This window comes from Bartonella sp. B10834G3 (assembly GCF_016102505.1).
GTDB lineage: Bacteria > Pseudomonadota > Alphaproteobacteria > Rhizobiales > Rhizobiaceae > Bartonella > Bartonella choladocola.
Window position 1 is genome coordinate 1,102,846 of sequence record NZ_JACFOM010000001.1, and the last position, 22,127, is coordinate 1,124,972.

Annotated in this window: 20 protein-coding genes and 1 pseudogene; 18 read left to right on the plus strand and 3 right to left on the minus strand. The window is 46.4% G+C overall.

Features of this window, described 5'->3' with window-relative positions; all coding sequences use genetic code 11:
- Positions 1 to 391 precede the first annotated feature (391 nt).
- The 9 genes and pseudogenes from H3S94_RS04805 to H3S94_RS04845 all read left to right on the plus strand — a co-directional run bounded on the left by H3S94_RS04805 (position 392) and on the right by H3S94_RS04845 (position 9,418).
- Positions 392 to 835, plus strand: coding sequence for a MarR family winged helix-turn-helix transcriptional regulator (locus H3S94_RS04805; protein WP_077994064.1), 444 nt, complete (start codon positions 392 to 394; stop codon positions 833 to 835).
- Positions 832 to 2,481 carry an MFS transporter gene (locus tag H3S94_RS04810; RefSeq protein WP_198240413.1) on the plus strand — a complete coding sequence of 550 codons (1,650 nt, stop codon included), beginning with the start codon at positions 832 to 834 and terminating at the stop codon, positions 2,479 to 2,481. Before H3S94_RS04805 ends, H3S94_RS04810 begins: the two co-directional genes overlap by 4 nt.
- A gap of 31 nt (positions 2,482 to 2,512) precedes the next feature.
- A complete protein-coding gene (locus tag H3S94_RS04815) occupies positions 2,513 to 3,529 on the plus strand; it encodes an HlyD family secretion protein (RefSeq protein WP_198240414.1) in 1,017 nt (338 codons plus the stop codon).
- 171 nt (positions 3,530 to 3,700) lie between these two features.
- Positions 3,701 to 4,609 carry a branched-chain amino acid ABC transporter permease gene (locus tag H3S94_RS04820; RefSeq protein WP_077994059.1) on the plus strand — a complete coding sequence of 303 codons (909 nt, stop codon included), beginning with the start codon at positions 3,701 to 3,703 and terminating at the stop codon, positions 4,607 to 4,609.
- Positions 4,610 to 4,762: 153 nt separating this feature from the next.
- On the plus strand, positions 4,763 to 6,178 hold the full coding sequence (gene livM, locus H3S94_RS04825; protein ID WP_369805705.1) for a high-affinity branched-chain amino acid ABC transporter permease LivM: 1,416 nt from the start codon (positions 4,763 to 4,765) through the stop codon (positions 6,176 to 6,178).
- A pseudogene (locus H3S94_RS04830) lies at positions 6,178 to 7,086 on the plus strand (ABC transporter ATP-binding protein); the annotation flags it as partial. The gene livM and the pseudogene H3S94_RS04830, both read left to right, overlap by 1 nt.
- Before the next feature lie 5 nt (positions 7,087 to 7,091).
- The gene (locus tag H3S94_RS04835) at positions 7,092 to 7,826 is read left to right on the plus strand and encodes an ABC transporter ATP-binding protein (RefSeq protein ID WP_077994054.1); all 735 of its coding nucleotides are present in this window, start codon (positions 7,092 to 7,094) and stop codon (positions 7,824 to 7,826) included.
- A 51-nt stretch (positions 7,827 to 7,877) separates the two neighbouring features.
- Positions 7,878 to 8,225, plus strand: coding sequence for a DUF6867 family protein (locus H3S94_RS04840; protein WP_077994049.1), 348 nt, complete (start codon positions 7,878 to 7,880; stop codon positions 8,223 to 8,225).
- 74 nt (positions 8,226 to 8,299) lie between these two features.
- Complete coding sequence (locus tag H3S94_RS04845; RefSeq protein ID WP_077994047.1) at positions 8,300 to 9,418, plus strand: branched-chain amino acid ABC transporter substrate-binding protein; 1,119 nt, start codon at positions 8,300 to 8,302, stop codon at positions 9,416 to 9,418.
- Between the two features lie 228 nt (positions 9,419 to 9,646).
- Here the strand turns inward: H3S94_RS04845 and H3S94_RS04850 are convergent, their stop codons facing one another.
- Complete coding sequence (locus H3S94_RS04850) at positions 9,647 to 9,949, minus strand: hypothetical protein (protein WP_077994045.1); 303 nt, start codon at positions 9,947 to 9,949, stop codon at positions 9,647 to 9,649.
- 423 nt (positions 9,950 to 10,372) lie between these two features.
- Here H3S94_RS04850 and ispG point away from each other — a divergent pair, with 423 nt between their 5' ends.
- Positions 10,373 to 11,608, plus strand: a complete 1,236-nt coding sequence (ispG, locus tag H3S94_RS04855) for a flavodoxin-dependent (E)-4-hydroxy-3-methylbut-2-enyl-diphosphate synthase (protein ID WP_077994043.1) — start codon at positions 10,373 to 10,375, stop codon at positions 11,606 to 11,608.
- 61 nt (positions 11,609 to 11,669) lie between these two features.
- The gene (locus tag H3S94_RS11985; RefSeq protein ID WP_255520149.1) at positions 11,670 to 11,792 is read left to right on the plus strand and encodes a hypothetical protein; all 123 of its coding nucleotides are present in this window, start codon (positions 11,670 to 11,672) and stop codon (positions 11,790 to 11,792) included.
- 249 nt (positions 11,793 to 12,041) lie between these two features.
- On the opposite strand, the gene H3S94_RS04860 is transcribed toward H3S94_RS11985, so the two are convergent.
- Both H3S94_RS04860 and H3S94_RS04865 read right to left on the minus strand, forming a co-directional pair.
- On the minus strand, positions 12,042 to 12,650 hold the full coding sequence (locus tag H3S94_RS04860; protein WP_198240416.1) for a YigZ family protein: 609 nt from the start codon (positions 12,648 to 12,650) through the stop codon (positions 12,042 to 12,044).
- 270 nt (positions 12,651 to 12,920) lie between these two features.
- A complete protein-coding gene (locus tag H3S94_RS04865) occupies positions 12,921 to 13,823 on the minus strand; it encodes a polyprenyl synthetase family protein (protein ID WP_198240417.1) in 903 nt (300 codons plus the stop codon).
- Between the two features lie 118 nt (positions 13,824 to 13,941).
- On the opposite strand from H3S94_RS04865, the gene mtgA reads away from it, so the two are divergent.
- The 7 genes from mtgA to H3S94_RS04900 all read left to right on the plus strand — a co-directional run bounded on the left by mtgA (position 13,942) and on the right by H3S94_RS04900 (position 22,047).
- Positions 13,942 to 14,652 carry a monofunctional biosynthetic peptidoglycan transglycosylase gene (mtgA, locus tag H3S94_RS04870; RefSeq protein WP_246786404.1) on the plus strand — a complete coding sequence of 237 codons (711 nt, stop codon included), beginning with the start codon at positions 13,942 to 13,944 and terminating at the stop codon, positions 14,650 to 14,652.
- Between the two features lie 343 nt (positions 14,653 to 14,995).
- The gene (gene rpmF, locus H3S94_RS04875) at positions 14,996 to 15,175 is read left to right on the plus strand and encodes a 50S ribosomal protein L32 (RefSeq protein ID WP_075869347.1); all 180 of its coding nucleotides are present in this window, start codon (positions 14,996 to 14,998) and stop codon (positions 15,173 to 15,175) included.
- 883 nt (positions 15,176 to 16,058) lie between these two features.
- Complete coding sequence (locus tag H3S94_RS04880; RefSeq protein WP_198240500.1) at positions 16,059 to 19,040, plus strand: DEAD/DEAH box helicase; 2,982 nt, start codon at positions 16,059 to 16,061, stop codon at positions 19,038 to 19,040.
- Entirely contained in the window at positions 19,037 to 19,414 is a 378-nt protein-coding gene (locus tag H3S94_RS04885; RefSeq protein ID WP_198240418.1) for an RNA-binding S4 domain-containing protein, read from the plus strand. Before H3S94_RS04880 ends, H3S94_RS04885 begins: the two co-directional genes overlap by 4 nt.
- A 135-nt stretch (positions 19,415 to 19,549) precedes the next feature.
- Positions 19,550 to 19,888, plus strand: coding sequence for a ferredoxin FdxA (fdxA, locus tag H3S94_RS04890; protein WP_075869344.1), 339 nt, complete (start codon positions 19,550 to 19,552; stop codon positions 19,886 to 19,888).
- Between the two features lie 383 nt (positions 19,889 to 20,271).
- Positions 20,272 to 20,877: a CarD family transcriptional regulator gene (locus tag H3S94_RS04895; protein ID WP_077994029.1), complete on the plus strand. Its 606-nt coding sequence runs from the start codon at positions 20,272 to 20,274 to the stop codon at positions 20,875 to 20,877.
- Between the two features lie 258 nt (positions 20,878 to 21,135).
- On the plus strand, positions 21,136 to 22,047 hold the full coding sequence (locus H3S94_RS04900) for an RNA polymerase factor sigma-32 (RefSeq protein ID WP_077994697.1): 912 nt from the start codon (positions 21,136 to 21,138) through the stop codon (positions 22,045 to 22,047).
- The last annotated feature ends 80 nt before the right edge of the window (positions 22,048 to 22,127 follow it).

Genomic DNA, 22,127 nt, shown 5'->3' on the forward strand with positions numbered 1-22,127 from the left:
GAAACCGGTTTCAATTTTTTATCATCCTGTTTTTGTTTTGACGATTCAAGGCTTTCGGCTAAAACCGTTTCTATCAGGCAATAAAATTCTCGCACAAAAACGTTATTCATCAATCTTTATAGAAAGCTTTTTGAAAGATTGACTCATAAACGCCACAATTATTGGTTGAATGAACAACTTCAATTCTAACCTGTCGCATTTTCAAAATTATCGACTCTGCAAAGACTGAACCATCAGCCCTTTGCAGAATTCGGCCAAGCGTTTCCGGAAATCTTTAAACCGGTTCAACCCTTCGTGAGGAATAAGGAAGTGAATTGCGAACAAATTGTTAGACTTATATATGTCGCATCATAATCATTAGCATGCTACATAAAGTCGCGGAATATAAATAATGAAAAACGCCAACCAATCAGTGTTGTTTATTGATTTGCTATTCAAGGTGAGCCGTAAATTGCGGAATCTGTTGGATGCCCGTATTCGTGAACATGGATTGACTTTGGCGCGTGCGCTAACATTATCGGCTTTAAAGGATCAGGACGATTTTTTTCAAAAAAATTTGGCTGAAGAACTGGGAATCGAACATGCGACTTTGGTGCGATTGATCGACGCATTGGAAGAGCAGGGGTTGGTTGTACGCAATGTTGCTGAAGATGACCGCCGCGCCAAACGTGTCACTTTAACGCCGGAGGGGAGGGAAACTGTCGAAGAAATTGAAGCTTATGCTTCTGAACTCAGTCGTGATGTCATGTCCGGCATAAAGGAAACGGGTATTGTCGGGGCAATGGGTGTTCTCCAGCATATCGCCGATGCAGTTGAAAAAGAGGGGCACGCATGAGCACCGGCGTTCTACCACTTCCTGACGACGAACGGGAACCACCGTTTCCAAATCCCGGCAAGATATTTGCCGGACCGGTTCACAAGTGTCTTCTCTATATTTTCGCAGCCAGTCTTCTTCAGTGGGTCTATGGTCTCGGCGCCAATATGGTGCAATCCAACATCACCCAATTGACAGGTTTTTTCCATGCGACGGTTGAAGAAACGACATGGCTTGTCGGTGCTTATATGGCCCCGAATGTCAGTCTTTCCATTTTTCTCATCAAAATACGCAATCAATACGGGTTGCGACTGTTTGCAGAATTGTCGATTATCGGCTTTTTATTGACATGTATATTGCATTTGTTTGTCACAAGCTTGCAATCGGCAATTATTATTCGTTTTTTTGCCGGCATCGCAGCCGCACCTATGTCTTCGCTCGCCTTTTTCTATATGATCGAGGCGTTTGCACCGGCCAAAAAGCGTACCGTTGGTTTAAGCCTCAATCTGATGAATATTGCTCTTGCTGTTCCTTTATCAAGGCTGGTTTCACCTGCATTGATCGATCATGCCGGCTTTCACGCATTGTTCGCTTTGGAAATGGGACTTGCGCTTATCGGTTTCGCTTGCATTTTCTATTTGCCGCTAACGCCGATTAAAAGAGCCAAAGTGATCGAGAAGCTGGACTATGTCAGCTACGGACTCATCGCTGTCGGTCTTGGAATTAACGCGGCCATTATGCCGGTTGGAAGATTATATTGGTGGCGCGAAGTATCGTGGATGGGGTGGTGGCTCGCTATTGCCGTTTTCTGCCTTATGCTTGCCTCGGTCATCGAACTGAACCGGAAAAATCCGTTGATTGATCTGCGTTGGCTATTCAGCAAAGAAATGCTTCACATCGCAATTGTTCTTCTCATGTTCAGGATTTTGCTGTCGGAACAGGCGACACTGGCTTCCAATTTTTTCAACCTGTTCGGGCTACTTAATCGCGAAATGGAAGTTATGCACGCCGGAGTGGTGGTCGGCACGGTTCTGGGCGGTCTTTCCTGTGCTATATTTTTCAAGCCTGGCCGCGAGGATTTGTTCCACGTCATTGCGCTTATTCTGCTTGCTGGCGGGTCCTTCATGGATAGCCATGCAACCAACCTCACAAGACCGGACCAGATGATATTAAGTCAAGCAATGATTGGCGTTGGCTATGCGTTGTTTTTGCCTCCTTCCATGTCAAAGGGGCTGGCAACGGCTATTGCCAGAGGACCGAATTATATTCTGAGTTTTATTGCCGTCTTTCTGTTTACACAAAATACGGGTGGATTGATGAGTTCGGCGTTTTTCGGCAGTTTGCAAATTGTCTTTGAAAAATATCATTCAAATATCCTCACCCAACAAATTGTGATGAGCAATCCGATTGTAGCAAATGGTGTCAATCAGCTCTCGGATGCCTACGCCCATGTGATCAGCGATCCGGTATTGCGACATAGCGAGGGGCTTGCGGCATTAGCAAAAAGGTCGACACTCGAGGCCAATGTTCTGGCTTATAATGATGTGTTCCGCCTTTATTCATGTATCGCTCTTATTGTTCTGGTGATGTTGCTCATCAGAATGGCTTTGCGTGGATATAAAAATTTTCGTGACAAACAAGTCCAGTTATCGACACAAACAGCCTGAAAAACAGGCGCTAAAATGCGGATGAAATGGAATGATAAGATTTTTACGTTCAAGAGCAACGGCTGTTTCTATTATTGCAGGTATTTGCGGGATATTGCTGATATTATGGGCATGGCAATTGCCGCCCTTTATCAGCAGTATCGAAACCACAGATAACGCCTATATAAAAGGTTTTGTGACGATGATTAGCCCGCAAGTGGCGGGTAATATATCAAGCGTGAAAATCCAGGATTACGAGCACGTCAAAGAAGGTCAATTGCTTTTTGAAATAGAAGATCGCATTTTCAAACAGAGATTAGATCAGGCCGTTGCCATACTGGATTCAAAGAAGGCAGCATTGGCAAGTTCTTTTCAGCAGGAAGAATCAGCAAAAGCCGATATACGTTCAGCGGAAGCTGCCTTCACCAAATCGGAACTCAATTGGAAACGTGTCGAACCGTTGACACAACGCGGTGTATCTTCGCAAAGCAGCGAGGATTCGGCCCGCGCCGACCGTGACCAGAAAAGTGCGGAACTGGAAGTCAAAGTACAAGCTTTGAAGAAAATTCTCGTCGATCGCGAAGGTTTGAAGGCCGATGTCGAAAGTGCGGAAGCTGCCGTCGAACTTGCACAAATAGACTTAGATCATACGAAGATCTACTCCCCGCGTGACGGGCGCGTTGGCGAAGTTGGTGCAAAACTCGGACAATATGTAACGGCAGGAACCCAGCTTCTGGCAGTGGTTCCCGACGATGTCTGGATTGTCGCCAACTACAAAGAAACGCAATGTGCCAATATGAAAATCGGCCAACCTGTGGTGTTCTCGGTCGACGCATTGGATGGCTATAAATTGAAAGGTCATGTTTCCCGCTTTTCACCGGCTGCGGGTTCGGAATTTGCTGTTCTGAAGCCGGATAATGCAACAGGCAATTTCACCAAAGTTGCCCAACGTATTCCGGTGCGTATCGAAATAGATCCGGACCAGCAATATGTTGACAAGCTTATCCCCGGTATGTCGGTCATTCCCCATGTTGATACATCTGTCGATCCGCAAAGCCATGGAAAATAACAGATCATATTGAAACGGCTTCTTTCGTTTCATCTTCCGACGACTTTTAGAAAATTTAAAAAAAGCTATGAAACGGTGGCGGATTGCGTTAATTCGTAATCCTGCCATTTGCTTTCGGCTTGACAGTTGGTATTGTGAAATTAGAAAAATAACATAGGGAACATACGCTCGATGGATTATTTTTTTCAGCAACTGATAAACGGAGTTGCTCTTGGGGCTATTTATGGGCTGATCGCCATTGGCTACACGATGGTCTATGGTATATTGGGCATGATTAATTTTGCCCATGGTGATGTGTTCATGATCGGCGCGTTCATTGCAATGATCGTTTTTATGATGTTGTTGACATTGCCTGCGGCTGTACCGATTGCCCTGGCACTTCTGATTATGTTGATTGTCTCCATGGTTTTCACCTCTGTGTGGGCGTGGGTTATCGAACGTGTAGCCTATCGGCCGTTGCGCGGCTCTTTCCGTCTTGCGCCATTGATTACCGCCATTGGCATGTCGTTTGTTTTGCGCAATTTCGTTCAGGTCGAACAGGGGCCACGGAACAAGCCTATTCCGGAAATGATAAGTGGCGGTTTTGTAATCCCCGGAACCGATGTTTTTGTTTTGAACAAGCAGCTTCTGGTCGTCGTGGTGACCGCAGTTCTCCTTTTCATTTTTTCCCATATTGTTAGCAAAACGCCGCTTGGCCGCGCTCAACGCGCTGTCGAACAAGATGGTAAAATGGCAGCACTTTTGGGTATCAACGTTGATCGTGTTATTTCTATAACGTTCATTATGGGTGCAGCGCTTGCAGCGATTGCCGGAACGCTTTACCTCATGAATTACGGCCAAATCCATTTTGCCGACGGTTTTATTCCCGGCATCAAAGCTTTCACTGCTGCGGTTCTTGGCGGTATCGGGTCTTTGCCCGGTGCGGTTCTTGGCGGCCTTCTTATAGGTTTGACCGAAGCATTATGGCAAACCTATTTTCCGCCTGAATATAAAGACGTCGCAGTCTTTCTTATTCTTGCAATTGTTCTTGTCTTTATGCCATCCGGTATTCTTGGACGGCCAGAAGTTGAAAAGGTCTAGACGGCGGCCATGACCCAGATAAAATCCTTGCCAAATACCGGAAAAGTCGACATTGTCCGGGCCTTTCGCGAAGGTCTGATAACAGCGTTTATCGCCTTGTTGCTGTTTGCCTTTATCGTCGGTTTCAGGGCTGATCTCAATTTGAAAAACGAGATGACGCTAACGCCGCAAATCGGCTATCTCATCAATTATGTGATTATTGCCGGCGTCGGGCGTTTTACGTGGTGTCTGTTTGGAGGCGGCACGAAAGGTGCGGTTTTTGCGATTGTTCCTTCGGTCATCCTGTTTGTCGCCTATCGTGCGTGGCTTTATTATGAAGACGCATCTGCCCAATCGACTTATAATCTGTCAGCTCAAGCACATCAGCTCTTGATTACGGGAATTGTGCTCGTTGTTTTTGTTCTGCTTGCCTTTATTTTTCTTTATGCCAAAGGGCTTCAACAGGCGATCAGAATAACAGTAAGAGAGGTAACACCCGGCTTTCAGAAATATGCGCCCGGATGTATTCTTGCTTTGTTACTCGTATATCCGTTCTTTATTACAACCTTTGTGGTCGACAATCTGGCGCAGTCACAAAAATGGATTGATAATTATGCGATCCAGATTTTGATTTATGTGATGCTTGCATGGGGGCTTAATATCGTTGTCGGCCTCGCCGGACTGCTTGATTTGGGTTATGTTGCCTTTTATGCAGTGGGAGCCTATACGGTTGCGCTCCTTGGCAACCATTTCGGTTTTTCATTCTGGCTGTGTTTGCCTTTGGCAGGTATTTTTGCCGCCCTTTGGGGAATGATGCTGGGGTTTCCGGTATTAAGATTACGTGGCGATTATCTGGCTATTGTTACTCTGGCCTTTGGTGAAATTATCCGCACAATCTTGCAAAACTGGACGCCGGTTACCGGTGGGGCTGCGGGACTGTCGGTACAAAAAGCAACCTTCTTCGGTATTCCTTTCACCAAGGGTGATGGTGGTTTTGCCGCATTTTTCGGGCTGAATTTTCAGGCCGCCCATTATAAGATATTTCTTTATTACGTCATTCTTGTCATGGTGGTCATAACAGCGTGGGTTGTCGTGAGATTGCGCCGCCTACCCATCGGACGGGCATGGGAAGCTTTGCGAGAAGATGAAATTGCCTGCCGTTCGCTCGGTATCAATACCGTCACAACAAAATTGACCGCGTTTTCTATTGGTGCAATGTTTGGCGGTTTTGCCGGTGCTTTTTTTGCAGCAAGGCAAGGGCGCGCCGATTATACCAGTTTTATTTTCGATGAATCGGCCATTATTCTGGCAATCGTTGTGTTGGGTGGCATGGGTTCACTTGGCGGAATAGCTGTTGCCGCTGCTGTCATGATCGGCGGTACCGAATTGCTTCGTGATGTTCCCGCCCTGCAAATGATATTCGGGCCCGATTTCGACCCGCCGCAATATCGTATGTTGTGGTTTGGTCTGGCTATGGTGTTTGTTATGGTGTGGAAGCCGCGAGGCTTTGTCGGCAAGCGCGAGCCGAGTGCTTTTCTGAAAGTGAAGAAAGCTGTTTCAGGTGATTTTACAAAAGAAGGAAACGGCTGATGGCTGACGATAATACCCTTCTTCAGATCGAACATTTGCGGATGCAATTTGGCGGTCTTGTAGCTGTTGATGATTTGAGCTTCAATGTCGAGCGGGGAAAAATAACAGCGCTGATCGGGCCGAATGGTGCAGGTAAAACAACTGTTTTTAACTGTATTACCGGCTTTTATCGCCCGACTGGCGGAATGCTTTCTCTCCACACAAACGAAGGAAAAACGTTTCTGTTGGAGCGGCTTGCCGATTACGAGATTACCAAGAAAGCAAAAGTTGCCCGTACGTTCCAGAATATACGTCTGTTCACCGGTTTGACGGTTCTGGAAAATCTGCTTGTCGCACAGCATAACGAGTTGATGCGCGCCTCCGGTATGACCGTGCTTGGTCTGTTCGGCTTTCCTTCTTATAAGCGGGCAGCCAAAGAGGCGATCAAAAAGGCGGAAATCTGGCTTGAAAAAATCAATCTCGTCAATCGTGCGGATGATCCTGCGGGTGATCTCCCTTATGGAGACCAGCGGCGTCTGGAAATCGCACGGGCAATGTGCACCGAGCCGCAACTTCTATGTCTTGATGAACCGGCAGCCGGTCTCAACCCGAAAGAATCGCTGGAACTCAATGATTTGCTTTTGAATATACGTGATGTCGAGCACACATCGGTGTTGCTTATCGAGCACGATATGTCGGTGGTGATGGAAATATCCGATCACGTTGTTGTTCTCGAATACGGGTCGAAAATTGCCGATGGCACGCCGGAAATGGTTAAAAACGATCCGAAGGTTATTGCAGCCTATCTTGGCGTTGACGAGGATGAGGCGGCTTCCGGTGAGGTTACGTCCGGCGGGGAGATAACGGGAAGTGTTGAAATCTCCGAAACAGAAATCATTTCTGCCGACTTGCAGGAACAAGAGGAAAAGCGTTCATGAGTAGCGATGCACCAGAACTCCTTAAAGTCGAAAATATCGAAACTTATTACGGTGCTATTCAGGCTCTAAAAGGTGTGAGCGTCGAAGTCCGGCAGGGCGAAATTGTTACGCTCATTGGTGCCAATGGTGCCGGTAAATCGACATTGATGATGACGATATTCGGTAAGCCGCGTGTAAGGTCGGGTCAAATTTTCTTCGAGGGGCGCGATATTACCTATATGGAAACACACGAAATTGCGAGATTACGTATAGCGCAATCGCCGGAAGGGCGGCGGATTTTTCCACGTATGACCGTGCTTGAAAACCTCCAGATGGGCGCAAGTATCGACAACCTCAAATATTTTGACGAGGATGTCGAGAAAATGTTCACATTATTTCCGCGTTTGAAAGAACGTTTGCAGCAGCGCGGTGGTACTTTGTCAGGCGGCGAACAACAAATGCTGGCAATAGCGCGTGCACTGATGTCCCGCCCGCGGCTTCTTTTGCTTGATGAACCGTCATTGGGGCTGGCTCCTCTCATTGTCAAACAGATATTCGATGCGATCAAAGTACTGAACGAGGAAACAGGACTGACCGTTTTTCTGGTTGAACAGAATGCTTTCGGAGCATTGAAACTTGCCCATCGCGGCTATGTTCTTGTGAATGGTGCTGTTACAATGAGCGGAACAGGCGCGGAATTGCTGGCTGATCCGAAAGTCAGGGCAGCCTATCTTGAAGGTGGCCGACACTAATTGAAGTCTTCAAAAAACAATTGTCGTTATTTGAAGTTTTAGGGAGAAAAAATGCAAGGTATCATCTACGAAGAGTCATCGCTTTTTGTCTTTATTCTGGTGACCGTAATCCTCGGTGGCTGGGCTGCATGGATGACAGGGCGTGCCTGTGCATTGACCTGGCACGGACTGAAAGTAGCACTCGTTTCAATGGTACCGCTGGCGGCCGCCATCCGCTTCATCCATTATATTCCCCCCTTTAACGGGACGCTGTTATCGCTTCATTATTATCTTGTCGATCTTGTCGTTTTGCTGATTTTTGCAAGCCTCGGTTTCCAGTTTACCCGAACCAACCAGATGGTTCGCCAATATAGTTGGCTTTACAAGAAATCGTCGCCTTTTAGCTGGCACAAGAAATAAGCTTTTCTTTGATGTTGTCTGGAAAAAATACTTTGGATGTTTTACAACTTATGAAGAAAAAGAGGAGAACGGAAATGAAGAAGGCTTTACTGACAACTGTTGCGGCGATCGGTCTTGGTGCGTTCATGAACAGCGCTTGGGCCGATATTAAAATCGGTGTGGCGATTCCGGCTACGGGACCAAGTGCGGCAATTGGCGCACAAATTCAACACGGTGCGGAAATGGCCGTTAAAAATATCAATGACAAGGGAGGAGTAAAAGGCGAAAAGCTTGTTATTGAAATTGTCGATGATGCATCCGACCCCAAACAGGCTGTTTCGGGCGCAAACAAGCTCGCCGGTGACGGCGTGGAATTTGTTGTCGCACACTATAATTCAGGGGCCGCTCTTCCGGCAGCAACTGTTTATGATGAAAACGGAATGCTGGCAATTTCTGCCGGTGTTACCAATCCGAAATTGACGGAATCGGGCTATCCGCTACAGTTTCGTGTTTGCGGCCGTGACGACCAGCAAGGTTCATTTGCCGGTGAATTCATAAAAAAACATGTTCCTGATCCGAAGGTCATGATTATCCACGACAAAACCGCTTATGGAATTGGTATTGCCGAAGAGGTTAAAAAGACACTGAACAAGCTTGGCGTTACCGAATTGAGCTTTGACGGTGTCAATGTCGAAGATAAGGATTTTTCGGCGATTATTGCAAAAATGAAGCAGAGTGGCGCGAATGTTGTCTATTTCGGCGGGCTTTATACACCGGCCGGATTGATGTTGCGCCAAATGGCGGAACAGAAGGTTAAACCTGTCTATATCGGTGGGGATGCTTTTGCCAGCAATGAACTTGCGGCGACTGCCCAAGATGCCGTTATCGGCGTTATGAACACTTTCAACGCCGATCCGCGTGCCAATAAGGATAATGACGAATTGGTAAAAACCTTCAGGGCAAGCGGATTTGAACCGGAAGCATTCACACTTTATTCCTATGCGGTTGTGCAACTTATTGCCGAAGGCATTGAAACCCAAGGACAAAACCCGCAAAAAGTGGCTCAATACCTGAAAACAAAAGGGCCCTTCAAAACCGTGCTCGGACCTTTGGATTTCACCGAGAAAGGCGATCCGAAAGAGGGTGGTTTTGTTATGAACCGTTGGTATAAAGCTCCGGACGGAAGCTATAATTATTCCGAAGTCAAGGATTGAAAAATAAAGTCGGAAAAGAACTAAAGTAAGCCAAAAGAGCTGAAAACGACTGGAAGATAAAAAAGCGCGTTTAACGCGCTTTTTATTTACTTCTATCTTCATTACACGATCAGATATGACCAATCGAACCTTTTGAATGTGCCGCTCATTTTAAAAATTTGTTTCTCAACTCTTAGTGAGACAAATTTTATTCAAACACATATGCAATCCGATTTTTTATCGTTCCGGTTATTTACGTCGTAACAAGAAATAAGCTGCAACACCCAGAACACCCACAACTGCCAAAGCAGTCTTCGGATAATTTTTTGTCTGCTTTGTGATATAGTGAGCTTGCTCGCCAACGACATCAAGCGCCTGACGGCCTTTGTCTTTTATTGTTTCGGCAATTTCACCGGTATTCTCGAAAAAACCATCACCCTTCGTTAAAGGTTGTTTCAGCGATTGTGTCAGTGATTGAAGCTCGGATTTCAGATCTTGAATGCGTTTTTCGATTTTTTCTTTTGTGTCACTGCCGTTTAATACATTAAACATTGTTTTCTCCTTGCGCTTGAAGCCCCGTATAAGTCGAACACAAGGCCGGGAATTTCCACGTCTAAGAATAGATCACGTATAAGAATAGATAATGCAAAAATATGTTCCTTCCAGTGTAAAGTAACAGGTAGAGCCGGTATTTTTTCGTAAAGAAAAATTTCGCGGGCTTATAGGAGGGAAAATACAAGGCTTTGCAGAAGGGAAAATAATTGTCGGATGAAGTGCGGAAATTGTGCGATAAACGATCTGCCATGTCATATATATAGTTATATATAAAAATGATGATTGATAAAAACGGGAATGTGAATCATCAAAAAAGTGAAAAGCTTTTTTAATTTCCGGTTGGGAAAATGCCGCTATAACAGTTATAAAGGGGCGATGTGTTTATCCCGACCGTTCAATGAAAAGAGACATCATCCGAAAATGAACAAGCACGAATATTTTTCAAAACCGTTTCCGCGCCGCAAGTCTGTTGCCGTCAATGTTGGCGGTGTCATGGTGGGGGGGAACAATCCGGTTGTCGTGCAATCAATGACGAATACGGATACGGCAGATGTAGATGCTACAGTAGCGCAGGTTGCAGCACTGGCAAAAGCGGGCTCCGAACTGGTACGCATCACTGTCGATCGGGATGAATCGGCAGCCGCCGTGCCAAGAATTAGAGAACGGCTCGATAATCTTGGAATTACAGTTCCGCTCATCGGCGATTTTCATTATATCGGCCACAAGTTACTGGCCGAATATCCCGATTGTGCGAAAGCCTTGGCAAAATACCGCATCAATCCGGGCAATGTCGGGTTTCGCGAAAAACGTGATAAACAATTCAGTGAAATTATCGAATTTGCAATCCGCTATGACAAGCCGGTACGGATCGGCGTGAACTGGGGTTCGCTCGATCAGGAATTGTTGACACGTTTAATGGATGAAAATGCCGAAAAAGGTGGCCCTCTTTCGACCGACGAAGTTATGCATGAAACGGTGGTGCAATCTGCACTTATTTCTGCGCATCTTGCTGAAGAAATCGGCCTTGGTCGCGATAAAATCATTCTTTCGGCTAAAGTCAGTCAGGTGCAAGATCTCGTTGCCGTTTATACCATGTTGGCCGAGCGCTGCGATTATGCTTTGCATTTGGGGCTTACCGAAGCCGGTATGGGGACGAAAGGTGTTGTTGCCTCTTCAGCAGCTCTGGGTATTTTGCTGGAACAGGGAATTGGCGATACGATTCGTATTTCTTTGACACCGGAACCGGGTGGTGACCGCCGCCGTGAAGTGCAGGTTGCCCAAGAGCTTTTGCAGGTCATGGGATTCAGGCAATTTATACCGACCGTTGCCGCTTGCCCCGGTTGCGGGCGCACCACTTCGACCGTATTTCAGGAACTCGCGCAGAAAATTCAGGGCGATATTCGTAAAAACATGCCGGTCTGGCGGGAAAAATATCCCGGTGTCGAAACGCTCAATGTTGCTGTCATGGGGTGTATCGTCAACGGGCCAGGGGAATCAAAACATGCCAATATCGGTATTTCACTTCCCGGTACCGGCGAAATGCCGGCAGCCCCAGTTTTTATTGACGGGAAAAAGGTAAAAACATTACGTGGCGCGAATATCGCGGCTGAATTCGAGCAGATGGTCGCCGACTATATCGAGGAACGTTTCAAATAGATTTGCGGTCGTCAACTCAAAAACCATGAAGTGGACATTTGAAACGGGTGTCCAACTTTGAATGGTGCGTTTTTCGCGTGAGTTTTTCAAACAGCAAAAAAGTCGTTTGCTTTTTGTCGTCATCAAAAACGATGAAAAGCCCGGTTTACCTATTTCAGGGTTGAAAGAGCTTGAACGCGTTTAAAAATTCAAAATGTTTTAAAAGCTCTGTTGGAATGAAAAAATGTGCTTCGCCCGATAAAGCCGGAAACCGGACAGTTAAAGAAGGCAGATCATAGAAGAGCTGGAACGGCTGCCCTTTAAGCGGAAGCGATTGTTTTTGAACGTGTCGCCTATCGGAGGCTCGTCAATCAAGTGAAATAAAGAAAAACCTAACAGTCAAATTGACGGACATCTTTGTATGACCGGAGTTTTATAAATTTGGAGCGCGCTTCTATAAAGACATGTCGGAGTGGGAGTTTTCTCTATCAATCAGGATTTTGCCGCTGCTCATATCCTTTATCCAGTCAATAAAGTTTTGTTGTTCAGCTTTTGGCAAACGCAGTGTCAATTCACATCCGGAATCGTCAAAATGCCGATTTTCAATTTGTGCAAGGAAATTCTGAACCTCGTTTTCGATAATGGGCAAAAGATTGAAAGGGCAGTGAAAAGTCAAATTTTGCCAGTCCACAAGCTCGACGAGTTCGGCATTCTGGAGTGCTCTCGCCGCACCGCCCCCGTAAGCACGAACAAGGCCACCGGTGCCAAGTTTTACCCCTCCGAACCAGCGTGTGACAATGACGAGAACGCAATCACAATTTCTGCCTTCAATGGCATTGAGTATCGGTTTACCGGCAGTTCCTGTCGGCTCGCCATCATCGTTGAAGCGGTAATTCTGATGAAACTTCCAGGCATAGCAATGGTGTGTTGCTTCTTCTTTGCGAACTGTTTCAATGATCTCTTCTGCCTGTTCCACGGAATTGATCGGAAAAGCACGTGTTAAAAAACGGCTTTTTTTAATTTCTTCCAAAAGCTCGGTTGCAGAAGCAAGAGTAAAGGCCATCAATATTTTCCAAAGTCTTCGGTTTTAAAGAGGGGCATAGTGGCAAATTGTGCGTTTTCAAAACATCCGACTTTTTAGCGTTTGGCCGACTTTTTAGCATTTAGCCGACTTTTTAGCGTTTAGCCGGCATTTTAGCGTTTAGAATGACAAATCGTGTGCATTCGACGAATGTCTTTTTGACGGATTTTTTGTCGTCAATCGTTCCTTTCCTGCCGGTTTTTTCACCCCCGTCAATTGTTCGGTTTTCCTGTCGATTTTTCCGCTCCCCCCTTAATTTTTCCGCTCTATGACAAATCTTGCAGTCGCCCTTAAAATATCGGCTTTGTTACCGAATGGTTCAAGCAAGTTATCAGCCTGTTCCATCAGGCCTTCCAGTTGGTGTTTTGCCCATTCGACACCGTGTAAGGCTACCAAAGTTGCTTTATTGGCGGCTATGTCTTTACCGGCGGTCTTGCCGAGAGCTTCGGTATCGGCAGTCACATCAAGAACATCATCGGCAAGCTGGAAGGCCAAGCCGATTGCCGCGCCGAATTCGGAAAGTCTTTCGCGGTCTTCACGTGTTGCATTGGAAAGAATAGCACCCGCTTCACATGCATAGCGAATAAGTGCGCCGGTTTTCATGGCTTCCAATGTGATAATGCCGCTTTCATCAGGTTTATTCGTCTCCGCTTCGAGGTCGAGTACTTGCCCGCCAACCATGCCGCCAAGACCGGCACTGCGGGCAAGACCATTTATCAGTTGAAGCCGGATTTTTGCATCAAGCTCCAATTTGTCATCGGAGAGAAAATCGAAAGCAATTGTCAATAATGCGTCGCCGGCAAGAATGGCCGTTGCTTCGTCGAATGCTTTATGGACGGTAGGCTTGCCGCGCCGCAAATCATCATTATCCATGGCCGGTAAATCGTCATGTATCAGTGAATAACAATGGATTGCTTCAAGTGCTGCGCCAACGCATTGTGCTGCTTCGATATTGGCATCAAAAAGTCGCGCTGTCTCGATAACAAGAAAAGGCCGCAATCTCTTGCCACCATTCAAAACGCCATGGCGCATTGCGGCGAGAAGGCGTGGCGGACGGGCAATCTCTCCCGACTCGATATGGTTAGAGAGTTTCGCGTCCAGCATTTCACCAATCTGGCGGGCATTTCTGGCAAGTAAATTGGTAAAATCTTCCATTGAGTATTCCTCTATTCTTTGCAAGATGCACATGAAACATTCAAACGTCGCCGTCAATGCTTATAAACGAGACAATATTGATATAAACGAAGGTTGTTTATTAAACGAGGAATAATTGTTGTCTGAAAGCCAAAGCCCGCAAGTTCGTTTCCATAGAAAGCGTTCAGGAAAACTGCGCGTGGCGCTTTACCTATTGGTGTTTTTGCTGGTTTTGCCGTTTTTCATGCTGCTTCTTTATAAATTGCCTTTTATTCATCCTGTTTCTACTTTGATGTTGCGTGATAAAATCACTTTCACACCTTATGAACGCGAATGGACTTCTATTGAAGATATTTCTCCTCATCTTGTTTATGCGGTTATGATGTCGGAAGACGGGCAATTCTGTTTCCATAATGGCGTTGACTGGGGCGCATTGAAAACAGTTATTTCTCGTAATGGTGGGCCTAATAGAGGGGCTTCGACCATTACTATGCAAATGGTGAAAAACCTGTTTTTGTGGCATGACCGGTCTTATCTCAGAAAAGGTCTGGAAATTCCTTATGCAACAGTTGCCGATGCTGTTTTGTCCAAACGGCGCATTATGGAAATATATCTCAATATTGCCGAATGGGGGCCGGGAATTTATGGTGCAGAAGCTGCCTCCCGACATTTTTTCAAACGTTCGGCAAAAAGCCTCAATCCACGGCAGGCTGCCTATCTTGCGGTAACATTGCCCAATCCGAAACTGCGCAATCCCGCACGTCCTTCGGTCAATCTTACAAGGCTTGAACGGCTCATTGAAAGGCGCTTGCGACAATCGGGTGCTTATACGCAATGTCTGCGGGAATAAGCCATGCCTCACGAAAATGGGGTGGCATCAACGTTAACGGAAAGAATTTGCAAGCAGTGAGCGAAGCGGAAGCGTGTCGGGCACGTGTTAAAAACCGGTTCGGGTTTTATATCGCAAATCGACCGGAACAATTTTAAAATATTTCAGCCCGACTGTTTATTTTGAAATTTTTAGCCTGTAAGAGACACAATATCGGCCTATTTCATAAAAAATGCTGATTTCAGTCTGGTCAAAGCCTGATAATCAGTGTATAGGCACGCCAAACCTTCTATAATTTTGTCTGCCGATATAGCTTCGGGTTATGGTGGCAGATACGTTTTAAGCAAATTTGGAGTATAATTCCATGGCTGTACCTAAACGAAAAACGACACCGTCAAAGCGCGGTATGCGTCGTTCTGCCGATGCCCTCAAGGCTCCGACCTATGTTGAAGACAAGACTTCCGGCGAGCTTCGCCGCCCGCATCATATCGATCTGAAGACCGGTATGTATCGTGGTCGTCAGGTTCTGACACCGAAAGACTGAAGTCTTTTTGAATTTAAAGAAAAACCGGTCTGTTGGCCGGTTTTTTTATGTCAGAAATCATTTTTGCTTTTTTTAGCGTTTTCGGTGAGTCGGTTTCGCGAGATTTCGGGTTACCCGTTTTGTAAAATATGATCGACCAACCGGTTGCCAATAAGATTCACGCCCCCGATGCTTGAAGTCCGGCTATTTTTGAAACCGGAGCGGCCGATTTAATTAACTGATTCCTTTGTCCGGTCTCAGGCCAAATAATTTTCTGTTCCGTTTTTAATTTGTGAAGTTTCAGGTAAAGTGCGCATTTTCAATGCCACAATATGGTTTTTCTGCCCGTTTGACCATGTGAACGATAACTGCCAATCCGGCCGATCGAAAAGTAACAATCAAAAAACTTTATATTTTTATTTTCCGAACAGGGATGTTCAAAGAGCCTGCAGCAAAATTCTATTTTCTGTTTCGGGAATGTATTCGTAAAAACGGTGATGGGAACCTGATTATTGGCACGACACAAAGGAAACGGTGTAAAGAAGTGAACCGGCCGCTTTCCGATTTGCCGGAATTTTTCTTGTCGCCCAGATTTTTATGACAATTGAATATCGCGTCGGGTGTCCGATATATGGTTAATAGCAAATAGCCGGTTTTTTAGATTACGCCTTGACCTTATTGCTATATTTTGGTTTCTCTCCTCTGTAACGACACAGTATGTTGTAAGAACATAGCAGGAACATGCTAATGTCGGTGATTCGTCGCCGATTCGTTCCGGTAGTGTTCCAGAGGTTAAGAATGTTGGTTAATGTCTTGTAAATGGTAAAGCTTGCTTATCGTTTGACAGGGCGTTAAGGCATGTTTTGGCGGTCAAACCGGCAAAACTGATTATTTGGAGTAGATGATGGCCAAAGCCCCTTTTATCCTTTCGGGGCGTGATGTAACAGCCGTTCTGGGGCCGACAAATACTGGCAAAACCCATTTGGCAATCGAGCGGATGCTCGCTCATGATAGCGGATTGATCGGCTTACCGTTACGACTTCTTGCACGTGAAGTTTATAATCGTATCAGCGAAAAAATTGGCCCTGACCGCGTTTCTCTCATTACCGGAGAGGAAAAGATTATTCCTCTTGGTGCACCTTATTCGGTTTGTACTGTGGAAGCTTTGCCGCGGGAAACCAAAGCAGCTTTTGTTGCCATTGATGAAGTGCAACTTGCCGGCGATCTGGCTCGTGGCCACATTTTTACCGACCGGATTTTACATTTGCGCGGCACTCAGGAAACAATGTTGTTGGGCGCTTCGACGATGCAAGGGATTTTGCAAAAGCTTTTGCCCGGTCTGAATGTTATCAGTCGTCCGCGTTTTTCCCAATTGCTTTATGCCGGTTCAAAAAAGTTGACCCGTTTGCCGAGTCGCACGGCAATCGTCGCCTTTTCGGCCGATGATGTTTATTCTATTGCCGAACTTATCAAACGGCAGCGCGGCGGGGCAGCGGTGGTCATGGGGGCGCTGTCGCCACGCACAAGAAATGCACAAGTTGCTCTTTATCAATCGGGGGATGTGGATTTTCTGGTTGCGACCGATGCAATCGGTATGGGGCTTAATCTTGATGTCGACCACGTCGCTTTTGCGCAGACAAGAAAATTCGATGGCTACCAGTTTCGCGATTTGACAGCAGCAGAAATGGCACAAATTGCAGGACGTGCCGGTCGTCACATGCGTGACGGGACCTTCGGCGTAACCGGCCGAATCGCGGATTTGGACAAAGATTTGGTAGAGAGAATCGAATCACATCATTTTGATCCGGTCAAAGTTCTCCAGTGGCGAAGCGAAAGTCTGGATTTTTCAACGCTTGACAGCTTGAGAAAATCGCTGGAAACGGCCGCGCCTCTGGAAGGGCTTGCCCGTGCACTACCGGCGGTGGATGTTCAAGCTCTTGATAATTTGTCGCGCGATTATGACATTATCCGCCTTGCCGACCGTCCGGAACGCGTTTCCTTGTTATGGGACGCATGTGCGCTTCCCGATTATCGCAAAATAGCACCGGCACAACACGCAGAAATTATTGCCAACATCTATCGTGATCTTGTAAAACGCGGCAGTGTTAATGAAAACTATTTGGCCGAACAGGTTTCCCAAGCTGATCGAGTCGATGGCAATATTGACACTTTATCGCATCGGATTGCACAGATTAGAACCTGGACATTCGTGTCACATCGACCCGGATGGCTTACCAATCCGCAACACTGGCAAGAAAAGACGCGAGAAATTGAAGATAGATTGTCAGATGCGCTACATGAGAGGTTGACGAAACGATTTGTAGACCGCAGAACAAGCGTACTTATGAGGCGGCTTAGAGAGAATGTGATGATGGATGCCGAAATAGTTCAAACTGGCGATGTTCTTGTTGAAGGACATCATGTTGGAAAACTTGATGGGTTTCGTTTTATTGCCGATGTTAATGGCGAAGGTGCCGATGCAAAAGCTCTAAGAGCTGCTGCGGATAAAATATTGGCTGTGGAATTTGAAAAAAAAGCAGACCGGTTGGCTGCTTCGGCCAATGGCGATTTTGCGATCGGTTCGGACGGTGTGGTTCGCTGGATTGGCCAACCTTTGGCAAGTCTTGCTGCAACCGACGATATTTTAAAGCCGCGCGCGGTCCTTCTTGCCGACGAACAATTGACAGGACAGGCACGAGAAAAAGTCGCCGAGCGGGTAGACCGTTTTGTCAGTTTCCATTTTGAAACAGCATTGAAGCCGCTTTTTGACCTTATCAATGCGGATGCGCTGGTTGGTATGACACGGGGACTGGCATTCCGTCTGGTAGAACATCTGGGCGTTTTGCCGCGTCGTGACGTTGCCGAAGAAGTCAAAAGCCTTGACCAGATTTCACGCGCTGCCCTGCGCCGTCTTGGTACGCGGTTCGGTGCTTTTCATATTTTTCTGCCAATGATGCTGAAACCTGCACCGGCACAAGCAATCACGCTTTTATGGGCATTGAAAAATCATGCAAGGGATTTGCCGGGCTATGGCGATGTTTTGCAGGTGCTTGCAGCCGGCCGGACATCGGTTGTTGTCGACCCGGCTTTCAACCCCACCTTTTACCAGCTTGCCGGTTACCGCATTCTTGGTCGGCGCGCTGTCCGCGTCGATATTCTTGAACGTCTCGCCGATCTCATTCGCAATGCAGTAAACTGGAAACCGGGAAGCGGTTCGCGTCCGGACGGTGCTTATGATGGCCGCCAGTTTCTGGTTACTCCGGCAATGATGTCCATTCTTGGCGCAACGGCCGAAGATATGGAAGAAATTCTCAAAAGTCTCGGCTATCGGTTCGATAAAAAAGACAAAGCCGAAGTTTTGGCGAAACTCAAGGAATTCGATCAGGCTTCGACAGAAGAAACAAAGCCGGTTGCCGCAAATGTGCGTCCTGCCGAACCGGTTGGCGATTTTATAAACGCAGCCGCTCTTCAGAAAACACCGTCAAAGCCGGAATCAAAAATACCGGATGCCGAACCGGTAGGGCCGCATTTTACCAAAAAGACGACGGAAGAAGAGGAAAAACCTGTTTTGCTTTGGCATTATCAGGGGCGCCATGATTATCGTCCGTCAAGGTCTAACAATGACAGGAAAAAGCGTTCCGAACAGCGCTTTGAAAAGTCGGGCGAAAAGTCGGGCGAAAAATCGGGGCAAAAGCCGGGTGAAGGGGCAGAAAAAACAGGCGAGCCACGGCGTGACAAGCAACGCCCGCGCAAAAATTCGTCGTTTAATAATCCGAAAGCCGATGCTTCCTACAGACAACATAAACCGAAGGCACAGTCAAAACCGGTTGATCCTGATTCGCCGTTTGCAAAACTGGCTGCCTTGCGTGACCAATTGAAAAAATGATTGAAGAGGCCGTCCCTAAACAGCGCCTGGACAAGTGGTTGTTTTTTTCGCGGACGGTCAAAACGCGTAGCCTTGCTGCCAAACTGATCGAGGGCAGCAAGGTCAGGGTTAATTGTGTAAAGATTGACAAGTCGAGCTATTCCATAAAAGTCGGAGATGTTTTGACTATTCGTCTGGAGCGGTCGGTTGTTGTCTATAAAGTTGCAGGGCTTGGAGTGCGTAGGGGGCCGGCTCCTGAAGCCAGATTGCTTTATGAAGATTTGACGCCGGAAGTAAGTCCGACAGACAGACAGGAAAATGTCATTTCTTCGGGGCCACGACCGACAAAGCGTGACAGACGACATTTGTTGCGCTTTCTAAAACAGGAAATGTGAACATATTGGTGCATATGCGGGGTTGAAACCGACCGTCAAAAACGTTAACTCATTGCTGTTATCGTTTCATTTCCGTTTAAAAGTGTGACAGGCTTTTGTCGGAATGCGCTTGACGTGAACACTGGAGATTGAAAAATGACCTATGTTGTGACCGACAATTGCATTCGCTGCAAATATACTGACTGCGTTGAAGTATGCCCGGTCGACTGTTTCTATGAGGGGGAGAACATGCTTGTTATCCACCCTGATGAATGTATTGATTGTGGTGTATGTGAACCGGAATGTCCGGCGGAAGCAATCAAGCCTGATACCGAACCCGGACTTGAAAAATGGCTTGAACTCAACATGGAATATTCGGCTAAATGGCCAAATATAACCGTCAAAAAGGACCAGCTTCCCGAAGCAACCGAAATGGATGGTGTTACCGGAAAACTGGAGAAATACTTCTCGCCAAAACCGGGAACCGGTGATTAGATATATAATCAGTTGAACTTGACTGGCCGATGATTGATTTCGACGGTTTTTTGTGTTATCGTCTTTCCGTTAAGCCGATAACCGGATGTCGTTGACGTTTCTTTTTCTCATCGAAAGGTGTTTTAATCTGGCATAGTTCGCACTTTCTAGTGGATGGGTTTGTCGCGTCCAGTCGGATTGTGTAGAGGTTGATGGATTTACAGTCGCATTTGCTTTGCAAATGCATGAAACTATCTTTGCAAATGCATGAAACTGTTTTGCGCCAGTTAAATCAAAAGGAACGTTCATAAAATTCGGGGGTCGGATATGGCTCTTTATTTGCAGAGCCTTCAACCTGTGTTTGTCGGCAACAATGCCGAGCACAAATGGAGTTGGTTAAGAATATGTCATCCCCCAAGAAAAAATCCCCGGCTCGTCAGGGGTTCAAGGCTCAAGAATACATCGTTTATCCTGCCCACGGTGTCGGCCAGATTGTTGCTATTGAAGAACAGGAAGTTGCCGGCCTTAAACTTGAACTCTTTGTTATCCATTTTGAAAAAGACAAGATGCATGTCAAAGTGCCGGTTGCCAAAGCTATTTCGATTGGCATGCGCAAATTGTCTGAAACAGATTTTGTCGACCGTGCATTGAAAGTGTTACAAGGGCGCGCCCGTATCAAGCGTACCATGTGGTCGCGTCGTGCACAGGAATATGATGCAAAAATCAATTCCGGTGATTTGATTTCGATTGCGGAAGTTGTCCGTGATCTTTTCCGTGCGGATAACCAGCCCGAACAATCCTATTCCGAGCGTCAGCTTTATGAAGCCGCACTTGACCGGATGGCGCGGGAAATTGCTGTCGTCAATAAAATTTCGGAAACCGAAGCTGTTCGCGCAATTGAAATCAATTTGGCAAAAAGCCCGAAGCGTAGTGCAAAAACAGATGCCGAAGGTGATAGCGACATCGACATTGATATAGATGGCGAAGATAGTGAAAATGTTGCTGCATGACTGAAGTCAAGAAGAGACATTCCACTCGTTAATCAAGTTTTCTAAAAGCCCGCTTTTCAAAGCGGGTTTTTTATTTGCAACCGTTTACATTTATCAATTCAACACGGAATGATTGTGAAAAAAAATACCGAAAGTTGATTTTTTTAAACTTTTGATTGTTTTTTTATGGAACCAAGTTCCTCGGTGGGCGTTGTGTGCCTGAAAGAAACACAGAATGTGTCGCTTTTGTGTACCAACAAATTTTCTGAGGGGCAAATCATGGCCGGCATCTCAACGTCAACGCAACTAATCACAAATTTTACTGCGGGAACAGACAATACACTTGGCCGTAACATGATGCGTTCGGCAATGCGCGCTCCCTATCTTGAAAGGAATGACGAACATTCTCTGGCATTGCGTTGGCGCGATGAGCAGGACAGTGTCGCAATGCACAAGATTGCAGTTTCCCATATGCGGCTTGTCATTTCGATTGCCGGAAGGTTCAAACATTTCAAATTGCCTTTAGGTGATCTTGTTCAGGAAGGATATGTTGGTCTGCTGGAAGCTGCTGCACGTTTTGACCCTGAACGCGAAGTTCGTTTTTCCACCTATGCAACCTGGTGGATCAGAGCGTCTATACAAGATTATATTTTACGGAATTGGTCGATTGTGCGCGGCGGTACAAGTTCCGCACAAAAGGCACTTTTCTTCAATTTGCGTCGTTTGCGCATAAAACTCGCCACTGAGGATAGAACGCTCACCAAACAGGATATTTTCCGTAACATTGCTGAACAGTTGGGTGTTTCGGTTGGCGATGTTGAAACCATGGATTTCCGTTTTTCAACGACCGATAATTCCTTGAGTGCACCGATGATTGCCGATGACGAAAATTCCGGTAGCAAGATGGATTCGCTCGTTGATGAACATCCTTTGCAAGATGCGTTGGTCGAAGATGAAATTGACGGTGATCGGCGTTCCAAATGGCTCAATGACGCTTTGCAGATTTTGAACGACAGGGAGCTACAAATCATCCGTTTCCGCCGGTTGAATGATGACGGTGCAACCCTTGAGGCACTGGGTGAAAAAATGGGCATTTCCAAAGAACGCGTACGCCAGATCGAAGCGCGCGCCATGGAAAAATTGCGAAATTATCTTCTTTCTGTTAATAGTGCGGATGCCTATCAGGTTTGATCGCTGAACGAGTGCGTAAAGTCTTCTTGAGCGATCTTGAGCAGTCAAGCTAATACCTGACACTATCGCTTTGGAAGAAT

Excerpts from the sequence above, each read along its gene's own strand:
- H3S94_RS04805 (WP_077994064.1), top strand. The coding sequence starts at position 392 with ATGAAAAACGCCAACCAATCAGTGTTGTTTATTGATTTGCTATTCAAG.
- H3S94_RS04810 (WP_198240413.1), top strand. The coding sequence starts at position 832 with ATGAGCACCGGCGTTCTACCACTTCCTGACGACGAACGGGAACCACCG.
- H3S94_RS04815 (WP_198240414.1), top strand. The coding sequence starts at position 2,513 with ATGATAAGATTTTTACGTTCAAGAGCAACGGCTGTTTCTATTATTGCA.
- H3S94_RS04820 (WP_077994059.1), top strand. The coding sequence starts at position 3,701 with ATGGATTATTTTTTTCAGCAACTGATAAACGGAGTTGCTCTTGGGGCT.
- livM (WP_369805705.1), top strand. The coding sequence starts at position 4,763 with ATGACGCTAACGCCGCAAATCGGCTATCTCATCAATTATGTGATTATT.
- H3S94_RS04835 (WP_077994054.1), top strand. The coding sequence starts at position 7,092 with ATGAGTAGCGATGCACCAGAACTCCTTAAAGTCGAAAATATCGAAACT.
- H3S94_RS04840 (WP_077994049.1), top strand. The coding sequence starts at position 7,878 with ATGCAAGGTATCATCTACGAAGAGTCATCGCTTTTTGTCTTTATTCTG.
- H3S94_RS04845 (WP_077994047.1), top strand. The coding sequence starts at position 8,300 with ATGAAGAAGGCTTTACTGACAACTGTTGCGGCGATCGGTCTTGGTGCG.
- H3S94_RS04850 (WP_077994045.1), bottom strand. The coding sequence starts at position 9,949 with ATGTTTAATGTATTAAACGGCAGTGACACAAAAGAAAAAATCGAAAAA.
- ispG (WP_077994043.1), top strand. The coding sequence starts at position 10,373 with ATGAACAAGCACGAATATTTTTCAAAACCGTTTCCGCGCCGCAAGTCT.
- H3S94_RS11985 (WP_255520149.1), top strand. The coding sequence starts at position 11,670 with ATGGTGCGTTTTTCGCGTGAGTTTTTCAAACAGCAAAAAAGTCGTTTG.
- H3S94_RS04860 (WP_198240416.1), bottom strand. The coding sequence starts at position 12,650 with ATGGCCTTTACTCTTGCTTCTGCAACCGAGCTTTTGGAAGAAATTAAA.
- H3S94_RS04865 (WP_198240417.1), bottom strand. The coding sequence starts at position 13,823 with ATGGAAGATTTTACCAATTTACTTGCCAGAAATGCCCGCCAGATTGGT.
- rpmF (WP_075869347.1), top strand. The coding sequence starts at position 14,996 with ATGGCTGTACCTAAACGAAAAACGACACCGTCAAAGCGCGGTATGCGT.
- H3S94_RS04880 (WP_198240500.1), top strand. The coding sequence starts at position 16,059 with ATGGCCAAAGCCCCTTTTATCCTTTCGGGGCGTGATGTAACAGCCGTT.
- H3S94_RS04885 (WP_198240418.1), top strand. The coding sequence starts at position 19,037 with ATGATTGAAGAGGCCGTCCCTAAACAGCGCCTGGACAAGTGGTTGTTT.
- fdxA (WP_075869344.1), top strand. The coding sequence starts at position 19,550 with ATGACCTATGTTGTGACCGACAATTGCATTCGCTGCAAATATACTGAC.
- H3S94_RS04895 (WP_077994029.1), top strand. The coding sequence starts at position 20,272 with ATGTCATCCCCCAAGAAAAAATCCCCGGCTCGTCAGGGGTTCAAGGCT.
- H3S94_RS04900 (WP_077994697.1), top strand. The coding sequence starts at position 21,136 with ATGGCCGGCATCTCAACGTCAACGCAACTAATCACAAATTTTACTGCG.